The organism is Ensifer sp. EB106-03-01-XG145, from assembly GCF_058792075.1.
Window position 1 is genome coordinate 1,692,853 of the sequence record NZ_JBYTEC010000001.1, and the last position, 13,627, is coordinate 1,706,479.

Consider the following 13,627-nt stretch of genomic DNA (forward strand, 5'->3'; position numbering starts at 1 on the left):
ATGCAAAAGGCCGGGCTAAGCCCGACCTTTTTCCAGATCACCGCGGGTCCGCTAGTACATCCGTAGTCGGAGGTCCTCGGCGATGATCAAGTAGCTTCCTTGTACAGAGCTATGATGTCGGCGCCATGACACCAGCCACGGCTCCGGAGCAGAAATGAGTCCGTCCAGTATCGGCGACGCTTCGCCCGCAGTCCGCGGTTCAGCGAAGCCTGAGGATATCGCAGGATGCGCCCTGGGGTGCTTCTGCAGCGTGCGGCCGGCGCACGATGAGGCAGTCGGACTGGGCAAAGACTTTCATCATCGACGAATCCTGCCGCGAGAAGGGATGGGCGACGAGGCTCCCGTCTTCGTCCGTGGACAGGCGCGCACGCACGTAGTCCTGCCTAACGTCGTTGGCTGGCAGCGGGCTCGCAAGCCGGGCCGTCGCGATACGCGCGCGGGACGGCAGTCGTGCGAGCTTGCGCGTCAGCGGCTCCAGGAACAGCAGCGCGCAAACGAGGCTCGAGACCGGGTTGCCGGGGAGGCCGAGCACGGTCGTACCTCCGAGCTTGCCGACCATCAGCGGCTTTCCCGGCCGCATGGCGATGCGCCAGAAGTCGAGCGTCATGCCGCAGGAAAGTAGCGTTGCCTGAACCAGGTCATGGTCGCCGACCGACGCGCCGCCAAGCGTGACAAGCACGTCGACATCGGCAGCCTGAGCCCGTGCGACCTGGGCGGCGATCGCCTGCTGGTCGTCGGCGACAATGCCAAGATCGATGACCTCCGCGCCATTGTCGCGCGCGATTGCCCCGACGCCGAAGCTGTTCGAGGCGATGATCTGGTCCGGCCCCGGCTTGCTCCCGGGAGGCAGAAGCTCGTCGCCGGTCGCAAGGATTGCGATCTTCGGCCGCTTGAAAACGGGGAGATTCGCGTGGTTCATGCCGGCGGCCAGTGTCAGCCGCCCGGCATCGAGTACGTCGCCAGCCGATAGCGCCGTTTCGTCCCGAGCGAAGTCCTGTCCGGCCAAGCGGATGTGGCGGCCCTTGCCGGGCACGAACTTGGTGCGGATCCGGTCTTCCGGCCGGCGCTCGGTATCTTCCTGGATGATGACCGTATCGGCACCGGCAGGCAGGGGTGCTCCGGTGAAGATGCGGACGGCCTCTCCAGGCCCCACCTCTCCCTTGAAGCCATGGCCGGCAGCCGATTGGCCGATCACAATAAGTTCCGCGCCAACGGTCTCGATATCCTGATGGCGAACCGCATAGCCGTCCATCGCGGAATTGTCGAAGGCGGGATGAGTGACGAGTGCCGAGATATCCTCGGCAAGGACGCGGCCGACAGCGTCGTGAAGATCGACACGCTCTGCCAGTGGTCTCGGGGTTGCGCTGTCGAGAATTCGGTCGAGCGCATCTTCGACGGACAGCAGCGACATGACCTCAGTTCCCTTCGCGCCGAAAGTCGCCGGACCGACCGCCGGACTTGCTGACCACCCGGATCCCGCCGATCTCCATTTCGCGGTCGGCGGCCTTCGCCATATCGTAGATGGTAAGACACGCGACGCTCACAGCCGTCAAGGCTTCCATCTCGACACCGGTGCGGCCGGTGAGTTTGGCGAGTGCCTCGACCCGGAGGCCGGGAAGCGTGGGGTCGGGCGTGATGTCGACGGCAACCTTCGTCAGCATCAGCGGGTGGCAGAGCGGGATGAGATTGGCGGTCTGCTTGGCGGCCATGATGCCGGCGAGCCGCGCGGTGCCGATGACATCGCCCTTCTTCGCATCGCCTTCGAGAATGAGCGTCAGCGTTTCCGCCTTCATGCGCACATGGCCCTCGGCGACCGCAATGCGCACCGTCTCGGCCTTTTCGCCGACATCCACCATGTTCGCTTCGCCGCTGCCACCAAGATGCGTGAGCGTCGGCTTACCCATCACTCGGCCGCCAACGTGTTTGCAGCGCCGGTCAGCAGGGTACGCGTGGCCGCTTCCACATCGCTCTTGCGCATCAGGCTTTCGCCGACGAGGAAGGTGGTGATGCCGCTCTTTTCCAGGCGCTGGCAATCCTCATGGGTGAAGATGCCGCTTTCGCCGACCAACAGCCGGTCGGAAGGGACCATGCCTGCTAGCTGCTCCGAGACGGCGAGGTTGACCTCGAAGGTGCGCAAATTGCGGTTGTTGATGCCGACGAGGGGGGAGGCGAGCTTGAGCGCCCGTTCCATTTCCTCAGCGTCGTGCACTTCGATCAGCACATCCATGCCAAGCTCGAAGGCCGCATCTTCAAGGCGGCGGGCGTCGTCGTCGCTGAGCGAAGCCATGATCAGCAGGATGCAGTCCGCGCCCCAGGCCCGAGCCTCGAACACCTGGTAGCTGTCGAACATGAAGTCCTTGCGCAGTGCCGGCAGGCCACAGGCCGCGCGTGCGGCTTCCAGGAAGGCCGGTGCACCTTGAAAGCTCGGCGCATCCGTGAGTACCGAGAGACAGGCGGCACCACCAGCTTCGTAGGCCCTGGCAAGCGCCGGCGGGTCGAAGTCCGGGCGAATGAGCCCCTTGGATGGGCTTGCCTTCTTGATCTCCGCGATCAGCCCGAATGTGCCGGCCGACTGGCGCGCGGTGAGCGCCGAGTGAAAGCCACGCGGGGCAGACTGTTCGGCGATACGCGCCTTGAGTTCGGAAAGCGGCGTCTGTGCTTTCGCGGCCGCGATCTCGTCGCGCTTGTAGGCTTCGATCTTGCGCAGGATATCCGTCATCGTTGCCGATCCTTCCTCAGGCTGCGTTCGAAACGCTGATCAGGCGCTGCAGCGCCATCTTGGCGCCGCCGCTCGAAAGCGACTGGCGGGCGAGCGCCATGCCCTCGCCGAGGTCTTTCGCCCGTCCGGCTATCATCAGCGATGCGGCCGCATTGGCAAGGGAAATGTCCCGATAGGGGTTCTCGGCGCCATCGAGCACAGCCTGGAGCGCAACGGCATTGTGCGCGCCGTCGCCACCCTTCAGTACATCGAGCGTCACCGTCGGAAGCCCGAAATCGGCCGGCGTCAGCGTGAAAGTCGAGATCTTGCCGTCTTCGAGGGCAGCGACCTGCGTCGTCCCGGTCGTGGTGATCTCGTCGAGGCCTTCGCCGTGAACGACCCAGACATTTTTGGAACCGAGATCGCGCAGCACCTCCGCGAGCGGCTGCACCCACTGCGGCGCATAGACACCGACCAGCTGTCGCTTGACGCCCGCCGGATTGGAGAGCGGGCCGAGCAGGTTGAAGATCGTGCGCGTGCCAAGCTCCACCCGCGTTGGGCCGACGTGGCGCATTGCCGAATGATGCTGCTGTGCGAACATGAATCCGACGCCCGCCTCGCGAATGCACTGCGAGATAGCTTCGGGGCCGATGTCGAGCTTGACGCCGAGGCACGAGAGCGCGTCGGCGGTGCCCGACTTCGAGCTCAGCGCGCGGTTGCCGTGCTTGGCGACAGGTACGCCGGCGCCGGCGACGATGAGCGAAGCGAGCGTCGAGATGTTATAGGTGCCGGCGCCGTCGCCGCCGGTTCCGACGATATCCACGGCATCAGCTGGTGCATCGACCGGCAGCATGCGGGCACGCATGGCGCCGACCGCGCCGACGATCTCATCGACCGTTTCGCCGCGCACGCGCAGCGCCATCAGGAAGCCACCGATCTGCGATGGCGTCGCGGCCCCCGACATGATGATTTCGAAGGCGGCACGCGCGTCTTCGCGGTTCAGCGCCTCACGGGCGGCCACCTTGGCGACGAATGGCTTCAGATCACTCATCGTTTGTTTCCTCGAAGCCTATCGTTGCGCAATTGCGGTTTCGCCGAGCGTCTGGTTGATCGTCACGCCATAGGCGGCTTGCAGCGTGGCGACCATTTGATCGACAATATCTGCACCGCTGACGCCGGCCAGAGCCTCGATCTGACGGCTATCGTCCTGCAGGGCGTCCGTCGGGCCGCCATCCTCGACCGCCGTCACCTGCAAGAGCACCTGTCCTTCGCCACCGATGCCGGCAGCGTTGGTGACAAAACCGTTCGGGCCCGAGAAGGCGGCGACGACAGCCGCCGGGCTAAGGGCGGCGTCCGAAGTGGAGCGCATCAGACCGGACTTCGTTTCGACGGCGAGGCCGAGTTCATTGGCAATGTCGGCAAGCTTTGCACCCTGCGCGAGACGCTGCTTCAGCTCACCGGCCCTCTTGGCAAGTGCTGCGCGCTGCTGTTCGGCCATCCAGTCGGCGCCGACTTCGTCGCGAGCCTCGTCCAGCGTGCGATCACGCGCGGGGGTAACTTCATCGAGGTCGAACCAGACATAGCCGTCGCGGCCGACATTTACGGGTAGGGTTTCTGCGCCGACATCCGCCTTGAAGACTTCCTGCAGAAGGGCTGCCTGCTCCGGCAGACCGGCAACGTCGTCGCCGTTCTTGTCCTTGCCGGTTGCATCGATCGCATCGATGGTCACCAGCTTCAGCTTGAGCTGGTCGGCCACTTCCTTGATCGGAGCCCCGGAAGCGCGCTCGTCCTCGATCTTGTCGTGGAGGCGCATGACTTCTTCGCTCGCCGCGGAAAGCGCGATGTCCTTGCGCAGCTCTTCCTTGACTTCGTCGAAGCTGCGCACCGCTTCCGGCCGGATATTCGTCACGCGGAGAATGACCGGACCGAAGGCGCCTTCGACAACCGGAGATACGCCGCCGTCTGCGGCAACTGCGAAGGCCGCCTCGGCGACCTTGGCATCGGGCACGCGATCCTTGGAGAATTCGCCGAGAAGAACGTCGGCCGACGTCTTGCCTTCGGCTTTCACCAGATCGTCGAAGCTCGTGCCGGACGAGAGCTTGGCCGCTGCGGCGTCAGCCGCTGCACGCGACGGGAAGGTAAGCTGCTCGATGGTCCGCGTCGCAACGGTGCGGAAGCTCTCCTTGCGCCGGTCATACTCGGTGCGCATCTCATCTTCCGTCACGGCTGCGGTGTCGGCGACGTCGACCGGCTCGAGCTTTACATAGCTGACCTTGCGGTATTCCGGGGCGCGGTAGTTTGCCTTGCGGCCATCGTACCAGGGCGTCAGCACGTCGTCGCCCGGTGCCTTCACAGCGTCGATATTGGCGTTCGAGAGCAGCAGGTAGTCGACCGTCCGCTTTTCGTGGCGGTAGGCGCCGATCGCGTCGGTCAGCACCTTGGGAGCGGCATAACCGTCCGAGAGGGCATCGACGATCTGCGAACGGATCGCGGTCTGGCTCTGGCTGTTGATGTAGTCCTGTTCGCGCAGGCCGGCGTTGCGCAGAACGCTGGAGAACGTCAGACGGTCGAACTGGCCGTTGACGCTGTGGAACGCCGGATCGTCGGCGATCAGCTTGGCCAGCCGGTCCTGCGACAGCCCGAGGTTCATGTCGTCTGCAAGCTGGTCGAGAGCAGCGCCGGCGACGACCTGCGAATAGACCCGCTGTTCGATGCCGAAGGCGCGTGCCTGTTGTGGCGTCAGCCGCGTGCCGAGCTGGCGGGAGGCCTGAGCCAGCATGGTTTCATAGGTAAGCCGGAACTCCGGCGCCTTGACCTTGACGTCGCCGACGACCACCACCGCATCCGATTGGTTCGTCATCGTCAGAGATGAGCCGCCCCACACCATGAACGATAGCACGAGAATGACTAGCAGGCCTTTGACAACCCAGGTCTGGGCGGCAGTTCTCAGGAATTCGAGCATGGGGGCAGAAACCTCGTTGCAATGCGGCGGCCATTGGCCAAACGAATTCGTTCCTTAAAACAAACGAAACAGGAAATGAAGGGTTGTTTGCCGCAAATTGCGCGCGCTCACGGGATCGTTGGTCGATCCCGACCGCCCGGTTTTCAGCGCTTGCCACCGGCGCATTGCGACGCGCGCGTGAGATCGCCGGTCCGCCTGCCAACCCGTCGGGCGCGAGCAGTACAATCCATGTCGGATTCATTAGCCGGCAATCGAAATTTATCTGTCAGATTGTGTCGAATACGCCTTGGAACTGTGGTTCTGTTGCAAGGCAAGGGGCGATTCTGAAGACCCCGCAGGAAGGCATGCCATGCAGTCGACAATCGTGATGGTCAATCTTTTTGGAGCAGTCGCGCTGCTGCTCTTCGGTCTGTCGCTCGTCAAGGATGGCGTGACACGCGCCTTCGGTGCGCGCTTGCGCGCCGGTCTCGCCCAAGGAACCAACGGGGCCGTGCGCTCTTTCGCGACCGGACTTGTCGCAACGCTGGCCCTGCAGAGTTCGACGGCCACCGCCTTGATGACCGCTTCCTTCGTGGAGAAGGGGCTCGTGCGCTCGCGCATGGCGCAGATCGTTCTTCTCGGCGCCAATGTCGGAACCGCCATGACCGCCTGGATCGTCGCGACCGGCATCGAGTGGCTGTCGCCGCTCGTGATCCTCGTCGGCGTGGTTCTGCACCGTGCCAGCCGCTCGAATGCCCGCCAGGGTCTCGGGGCGGCCCTTGTCGGCATCGGCCTCATGCTGCTGTCGTTGCATCTGCTGGGCTCGGCGACCGAGCCGATGCGTGATTCTCCGGCGCTCGCCGCCTTTCTCGGCATGCTCGACAGCGCCTGGCCCGTCGCGCTCATCATATCTGCCGGGCTTTCCTTCGCTTCGTCTTCGAGCCTGGCGGTCGTCATGCTGGTCCTGTCGCTTTCGTCCGCGGGCATTCTCACGGTGGGGCTGACGGTGGCGCTCGTGCTTGGCGCGAATCTGGGAGGAGCGATCCCGCCGGTCATGGCGACCCTGGCTTCTGCCCCGTCCGCGCGCCGCGTCACTCTCGGCAATCTCGTCATTCGTGCGGTCGGCTGTTTGATCGCGCTGCCGCTGACCAGCATGAGCGTCGAATTTCTGCAGAGCCTGCCGCTGCCGCGCCAAAACCTGCCCGTGGATATCCACCTTGCCTTCAATCTCGCCGTCGCGATCCTCGCCTGGCCTTTTGCCGGCCTGTTGTCGCAATTGATGGTTCGCTTCATTCCCGATACGGAGACGGAAGAGAGCGGGCCGCGCTATCTCGATGAAAATGCCCTGCACACGCCGGTCATGGCGCTTTCCGGAGCGACCCGGGAGGTGCTGCGTGTGGGCGACCTGGTCGAGATGATGCTGATGCGCGCAGCCAATGCCTTCGAGAACAACGATCTTTCCGGTATTCGCGACATCGCCAAGTTCGAAAAACAGGTCGACCAGCTGCAACAGGAAGTGAAGATCTTTCTGTCGCGCTTGGGGCGCGATGGTTTGAGCCAGGAGGATGGTCGGCGCTCGATCGTCATCATCGACTACGCCATCAACCTCGAACATATGGGCGACATCATCGAGAAGGGGCTCTGCGAGGAGATCGCCAAGAAGGTCAACAACGGTCTGAAGTTCTCGGAGGAAGGTTATCAGGAGCTGAAAAGCCTGTTCAATCTTACGATCGACAATCTTCGCGTTGCCCAATCCATCTTCGTCAGTCGCAATGCCGATCTCGCCCGCCAGCTCATCGAGGTGAAGGTGAGCGTTCGCCACATGGAGAAGCGCTCGGCCGAGCGGCACATCGAGCGGCTGCGCGACGGGCTGGTTCAAAGCCTGCAGACCAGTTCGCTGCATCTCGACATGCTGCGCGATCTCAAGCGCGTCAACGCGCATATCGCGTCCGTCGCCTATCCGATCCTGGAGGAGAGCGGGCTTTTGACTGAAAGCCGTCTCCGGCCCGAAGCCTAATCGTCAGATCTCAAGAGCCGCTGGCGGCGGGCGCGGCGGCCTTTAGTTCGTCGCGGATGAAGGCGTCATAGCATTTCGTCAGCATCACGCGGGTGTGGCCGGGTTCAAGGCTCGGCTGATAGAGCGAAAGCAGCATGCGATTGACGTTGGTGACCGGACAAGTCGGCACGAGCGCGATGTCGAGTGAACGAATGGCAGCGCGGACATTCTCATCCGGCGGAGGGACTGCGCGGAACGGATCGGCACCGATGGCGACATGTTCCGGCGCGCGGCGATCCATCAGCCAGGGAAAAGGATTGGTGAAATCGATGTTGAGGATCGTCTCGAAACGCACGCCATTTGCCGTTTCATAGGCGCGCATCGCATCGATGGCTTCATCCACATTGGTCAGCCAGCCGGCCTGGAAATCGAAATCGCTGTAAAGCAGGAAAGACGGCAGCTCGCCGGCATCCGCCATGGCATCGAATGTGGGGCGATGCGCCGCATAGATATCGCGCAGGCGCTCGGCGCGCAGTTCGAGAATCGGCCGGAGATTGACTGCCCCCATCGTTTTGAGGTTTCGGCTCTCGAGCGGCACATTGTTGACGGCGCCGATCCAGGCGCGAGCGCTCTTTTGAACAATGGCGGTGGCCGGCGGCAGGGCGGCCGCCAGGGCAAGAATGGCCACTGTGATCGCACGTGGCTTGGGCGCGGCACCGCTGACCTCGTCGACAACGATCTTCAGCAGCAAAGGCAGCAGAAAGATAAAGGCCTGGCTGCCGGTGTTCTGGCTTTCGAAGAGAATGCCGGCGAAAACGAAGGCCGCCAGCCAAAGAAACGATTGGTCGAAGACGCCCGCGAGTGCCGATGCGGAGGGGTTCCCGCCAAGCTGTCGCAAGGAGCGCGCAAAGGATCGAAGGTGCGCCGCGAAAAGCACCAGCGCGAGCAGTCCGGCCGGAATCAGCAGGCCGGCATTGAGCGACGCTGCCTGCAGCAGGCGCGGCAACAGGCTGCCGTCATTGACGGCCAGCAGCGCAAGGATGTCGTCGATATAGGCAGACACCGCGCCCATCGAACTCTCGACCACGCCCAGCACGGCGAAGAACAGCAACGCTGCGGCTACCGCTGATTTGAAGGGGATACGGCCTGCGGCAAATGCCATCAGGCAAAGAACCGTGCCGGCGATAACGCCCGTGATCTTCACGAAAAAGAGAGCGGCCATCGCCCCTGCAACGACGACCACGAGAATACGACGGTCGCGAACATGAACCAATGCCGCTGCCAGCACGTAGAGGAGCTGGCAGACCTGGCGGTTGTAAATGCCGAAGCCATCGGAGCCGGGGTAGGAGTAGAAATCGCCGGTGTTGAACGGCAGCACCGAGAAGACCAGGAACGGCAGCAGGATCGCATAGGCAAGGAGCGCAGAGCGCTTTTGCACGTCTAAGACGACGAGCGCGATCGCCGGCCCGGTGACGAGCAGCAAGCACCAGCTCGCCAGCAGCAACGGCTGGCCGTTGGGAAAGATGCCCTGGAGACCCGTGAACAGGTAGTAGCCAAGCGCGCCAACGGGCGTGAAGAAGTCGACTGACGGCACTTGCCCGTCTTGTATGCGGTTGGCGGCATCGAGGTAAAGGTAGTGATCCCAGAACATCGGGCCGATCGGTTGCGGGATCGTGATGGAGAGCAGGAGCGCGAGCACGCCGAGGGTGACGACAAGCAAGAACAATGGTGAGCGGACGAAGGTAAGGGCCACGCTCGCCTGTCGTGCCTGTACATCCAGTTCGGTGCGGCTATGCATTGCGGTTTCGTTCCCCCGGGGAGCGATGCACCCGCACTGCTTGCTGACACAGGCTCCGCGCCTTCTTATGCCATCATCCGGTTTTAAGCCGGTTAATGCGACGTGATTGTGAGAATTATGCTTCTCGCAATATCTTGGCGATACCACAGCGCCGAATCGTGCGTGATTTTGTACTTGAGGCGATTTCGATTTAAGAAATTGTGCAGGAGGCGTCGGCCTCGGAAAGACCAAGGAGACTATTGTATGGAACGGACGTGCCTGGCCATCATTCTGGCTGCGGGTGAAAGCACGCGGATGAAATCGTCCATGTCGAAGGTGCTGCATCCGGTCGCCGGCCGGCCGATGATCGCTCATGTCGTCCAGGCGCTGGCAAGCGCTTCGATTTCCGATATTGCCCTGGTGGTCGGTCGCGATGCGGAATCGGTTTCGGCGGCGGCCGATGTCGGCGGCGTGTCGGTCTCGTCCTATCTGCAGAAGGAACGGCTGGGCACGGGTCATGCAGTGCTGGCCGCGCGTGACGCTATAGCGAAAGGCTATGACGATATTCTCGTCGTCTTCGGTGATACGCCGCTGATCACGCCGGAGCCGCTGAAGGCCGCCCGTGATGGCCTTGCCGCCGGCAACGACGTGGTGGTGATCGGCTTTGAGGCGGCGGATCCGAGCGGCTATGGCCGCCTGATCGTCAAGGACGGTGCCTTGCTCGCCATTCGCGAACACAAGGATGCGACCGAAGAAGAGCGCCGCATCACCTATTGCAACGGCGGACTGATGGCGATCGACGGGCGCAAGGCGCTCGATCTGCTCGGACGCATCGGCAATGCCAACGTCAAGGGCGAATATTACCTGACGGATCTCGTCGAGATCGTGCGCGAGATCGGCGGACGGGCGATCGCCGTCGAGGCGCCTGAGGAGGAGCTGACCGGCTGCAATACGCGTGCCGAACTCGCCTTCATCGAGCGGCTCTGGCAGCAGCGGCGGCGCCACGAACTGATGTTGTCGGGCGTATCGATGATCGCACCGGAAACGGTGTTCCTCGCCTGGGATACGGTGCTTGAGCAGGATGTGTTGATCGAGCCGAATGTCGTCTTCGGTCCCGGCGCGCGCGTCGAGAGCGGCGCGATCATCCACGCTTTCTCGCATGTCGAGGGCGCGACGGTCCGGGCAGGGGCGACTGTTGGTCCCTTTGCTCGGCTGCGCCCGGGCGCCGATCTCGGCGAAAACTCGAAGGTCGGCAATTTCTGCGAGGTCAAGAAGGCGGAGATCGGCGCCGGCGCCAAGGTCAACCACCTGACCTATATCGGCGACGCCTTCGTCGGCGCGCGTTCGAACATCGGGGCCGGTACGATCACCTGCAACTATGATGGCGTGAACAAGCATGAGACCCGGATTGGCGAAAATGCCTTCATCGGGTCGAATTCGTCGCTGGTCGCACCGGTGACGATCGGCGATGGGGCTTTGGTTGCCTCGGGCAGCGTGATTACCGAGGACGTTCCGGCAGATGCCGTTGCCTTCGGCCGCGCGCGCCAGGAGATCAAGCCGGGTCGGGCGCGGCTGCTGCGCGAGCGCTACCAGGCTGTGAAGGCAGCCAAGAAAGCTGCGAAAACGGCCGAGTAGATCTACGGCGCCGCGCGCCTAATCGGATGCGCAAAGGTCGCTGTGGCGCTTTGATTGCTGCATGTTTTCTTGCCTGAATCGGCTGCGATTCAAGGAAGCCTGCAGAGCGTTAAATACTGAAACCGAAAGTGAAATCGGGGCGGATTGCCTCGCCCGACAAATGCTTTACCAAGGCAGCGCAACGGGCGGGACATCCGCCCTCATCGGCTGAGGCGCCACGACGGGCGCGGGGACAAATCGGAGACGACTATGTGCGGTATTGTTGGCATCGTTGGCAACCAGCCGGTATCGGAGCGCCTGGTCGATGCGCTGAAGCGCCTCGAATACCGCGGCTATGATTCTGCCGGTGTCGCCACCGTCAACGGCGGAGCGTTGGAGCGCCGGCGTGCCGAGGGCAAGCTTGTCAATCTTGAGATCCGGCTTCGCGAAGAGCCGCTCGCCGGCACGATCGGCATTGCGCACACGCGTTGGGCGACCCATGGCGCGCCGACCGAGCGCAACGCGCATCCGCACTTCACCGACGGTGTCGCCGTCGTCCACAACGGCATCATCGAGAACTTTGCCGATTTGAAGGACGAACTGATCGCCGACGGCGCCAAGTTCGAGACGGACACCGACACCGAGGTTGTGGCACATCTGCTCTCCAGGTTCCGCCGCGAGGGCCTTGGCCGGCGTGAGGCGATGCATGCGATGCTGAAGCGGGTCACCGGCGCCTATGCGCTCGCTGTGCTCTTTGAGGACGATCCGTCGACAATCATGGCGGCGCGCAACGGTCCGCCGCTGGCGATCGGCCACGGCAAGGGCGAGATGTTCCTCGGCTCCGACGCGATTGCACTTTCGCCTTTCACCAACGAGATCACCTATCTGATCGACGGTGACTGGGCGGTGATCGGCGCAAACGGCGTGCATATCTTCGATCTCGCCGGCAATGCCGTTGATCGCCCGAAGCAGATCTCGTCGGCCGCCGCCTATATGATCGACAAGGGCAACCACCGGCATTTCATGGAGAAGGAGATCTATGAGCAGCCGGAGGTGATCGCGCACGCGCTCAGTCACTACGTCGATTTTGCCGGCAACCGCATCAAGGCACTCGGCGGCACGATCGATTTTGCCAAGGTCCCGAGTCTGGCGATTTCCGCTTGCGGCACGGCCTATCTCGCCGGCCTCGTCGGCAAGTACTGGTTCGAGCGCTATGCCCGCCTGCCGGTGGAAATCGACGTCGCTTCCGAGTTCCGCTATCGCGAAATCCCGTTGTCGGCGCAGTCGGCAGCACTGTTCATCTCGCAATCGGGCGAAACCGCCGACACGCTCGCCTCGCTGCGCTACTGCAAGGAGCTGGGCTTAAAGATCGGCGCCGTCGTCAATACGCGCGAATCGACGATCGCACGCGAGTCCGATGCCGTGTTCCCGATCCTCGCCGGTCCGGAGATCGGTGTCGCCTCCACCAAGGCCTTCACCTGCCAGCTGGCCGTCCTGGCGTCGCTGGCGATCGGCGCCGGACGCGCCCGCGGCACGGTCAGTGCAGACGAGGAGCAGGTGCTGGTTCGCTACCTCTCGGAAATGCCGCGTATCATGGGCCAGGTGTTGAACGCCATCCAGCCGAAGATCGAGCTTCTGTCGCGCGAGCTGTCGAAGTGCCGCGACGTGCTCTATCTCGGGCGCGGCACCAGCTTCCCGCTGGCGATGGAAGGCGCGCTGAAGCTCAAGGAGATCTCCTATATCCACGCCGAAGGTTATGCCGCCGGCGAGCTTAAGCATGGACCGATCGCGCTGATCGACGAAAACATGCCGGTCATCGTCATTGCGCCGCACGATCGCTTCTATGAGAAGACGGTTTCCAACATGCAGGAAGTGGCCGCGCGCGGCGGCCGCATCATCCTGATCACCGACGAGAAGGGCGCTGCTGCCTCGAAGCTCGAAACGATGGCGACGATCGTGCTGCCGAATGTCGACGAGATCATCGCGCCGATGATCTTCTCGCTGCCGATCCAGTTGCTTGCCTACCATACGGCGGTATTCATGGGCACCGACGTCGACCAGCCCCGTAACCTCGCCAAATCGGTGACCGTTGAGTGATCTACGTCCGGCATGAGCGCCCAGGAGATGAGAAGGGTATCCGCGAGGTGACCGCGGCCGCCTTCGAAGGGCATCCGCACAGTGATCAGAGCGAGCCCCTCATCATCGAACGCCTGCGCGAAGCCGGGGCGCTGAACGTGTCGTTGGTCGCCGAGATGAACGACGAGATTGTTGGGCACGTCGCCTTCTCGCCCGTCACTCTGACGCCGGCAGAATCCGGCTGGTTCGGGCTTGGGCCTGTGTCGGTCAAGCCGGACGTTCAGGCACAGGGCATCGGCAGGCAGTTGATCCGCGAGGGCCTCGAATGGCTGCGTGCCGAGGGTGCCTCTGGCTGCGTCGTCGTCGGCGATCCGGCCTATTATCAAAAGTTCGGTTTCCGCAACGAATCGGCTCTTGTATTCCCCGGTTGTGCGCCGCAATATTTCATGGCGCTGGCTCTTTCCGGCGCGATGGCCGCTGGCACGGTCGCCTATCATCCGGCCTTTGGGGTGGCGTGAGGTTAAG

Annotated in this window: 10 protein-coding genes; 4 read left to right on the forward strand and 6 right to left on the reverse strand. The window is 63.1% G+C overall.

The window, feature by feature from the left end; all coding sequences use genetic code 11:
* Positions 1-199 precede the first annotated feature (199 nt).
* Genes AC3WWH_RS08275 through AC3WWH_RS08295 form a run of 5 tightly spaced genes read right to left on the reverse strand, consistent with a single transcriptional unit; the run spans position 200 to position 5,660 of the window.
* Positions 200-1,411, reverse strand: a complete 1,212-nt coding sequence (locus AC3WWH_RS08275) for a molybdopterin molybdotransferase MoeA (RefSeq protein ID WP_058322458.1) — start codon at positions 1,409-1,411, stop codon at positions 200-202.
* 4 nt (positions 1,412-1,415) lie between these two features.
* Positions 1,416-1,904, reverse strand: coding sequence for a cyclic pyranopterin monophosphate synthase MoaC (gene moaC / locus AC3WWH_RS08280; RefSeq protein WP_057255914.1), 489 nt, complete (start codon positions 1,902-1,904; stop codon positions 1,416-1,418).
* Positions 1,904-2,719, reverse strand: a complete 816-nt coding sequence (gene trpC, locus AC3WWH_RS08285; RefSeq protein ID WP_113398546.1) for an indole-3-glycerol phosphate synthase TrpC — start codon at positions 2,717-2,719, stop codon at positions 1,904-1,906. Before trpC ends, moaC begins: the two co-directional genes overlap by 1 nt.
* 16 nt (positions 2,720-2,735) lie before the next feature.
* Positions 2,736-3,749, reverse strand: coding sequence for an anthranilate phosphoribosyltransferase (trpD, locus tag AC3WWH_RS08290; protein ID WP_058322460.1), 1,014 nt, complete (start codon positions 3,747-3,749; stop codon positions 2,736-2,738).
* Positions 3,750-3,767: 18 nt separating this feature from the next.
* Positions 3,768-5,660, reverse strand: a complete 1,893-nt coding sequence (locus tag AC3WWH_RS08295) for a peptidylprolyl isomerase (RefSeq protein ID WP_058322461.1) — start codon at positions 5,658-5,660, stop codon at positions 3,768-3,770.
* 349 nt (positions 5,661-6,009) lie between these two features.
* On the opposite strand from AC3WWH_RS08295, the gene AC3WWH_RS08300 reads away from it, so the two are divergent.
* Positions 6,010-7,656: a Na/Pi cotransporter family protein gene (locus AC3WWH_RS08300; protein ID WP_113398544.1), complete on the forward strand. Its 1,647-nt coding sequence runs from the start codon at positions 6,010-6,012 to the stop codon at positions 7,654-7,656.
* 10 nt (positions 7,657-7,666) lie between these two features.
* Here AC3WWH_RS08300 and AC3WWH_RS08305 read toward each other — a convergent pair whose 3' ends face one another.
* Entirely contained in the window at positions 7,667-9,433 is a 1,767-nt protein-coding gene (locus AC3WWH_RS08305) for a hypothetical protein (protein WP_058322462.1), read from the reverse strand.
* Positions 9,434-9,676: 243 nt separating this feature from the next.
* Between AC3WWH_RS08305 and glmU the strand changes: the two genes are divergently transcribed.
* The 3 genes from glmU to AC3WWH_RS08320 all read left to right on the forward strand — a co-directional run bounded on the left by glmU (position 9,677) and on the right by AC3WWH_RS08320 (position 13,620).
* Positions 9,677-11,047, forward strand: coding sequence for a bifunctional UDP-N-acetylglucosamine diphosphorylase/glucosamine-1-phosphate N-acetyltransferase GlmU (glmU, locus tag AC3WWH_RS08310; protein ID WP_058322463.1), 1,371 nt, complete (start codon positions 9,677-9,679; stop codon positions 11,045-11,047).
* Positions 11,048-11,296: 249 nt separating this feature from the next.
* Entirely contained in the window at positions 11,297-13,123 is a 1,827-nt protein-coding gene (glmS, locus tag AC3WWH_RS08315) for a glutamine--fructose-6-phosphate transaminase (isomerizing) (protein WP_058322464.1), read from the forward strand.
* The gene (locus AC3WWH_RS08320; protein WP_058322498.1) at positions 13,123-13,620 is read left to right on the forward strand and encodes a GNAT family N-acetyltransferase; all 498 of its coding nucleotides are present in this window, start codon (positions 13,123-13,125) and stop codon (positions 13,618-13,620) included. Before glmS ends, AC3WWH_RS08320 begins: the two co-directional genes overlap by 1 nt.
* Positions 13,621-13,627 lie beyond the last annotated feature (7 nt).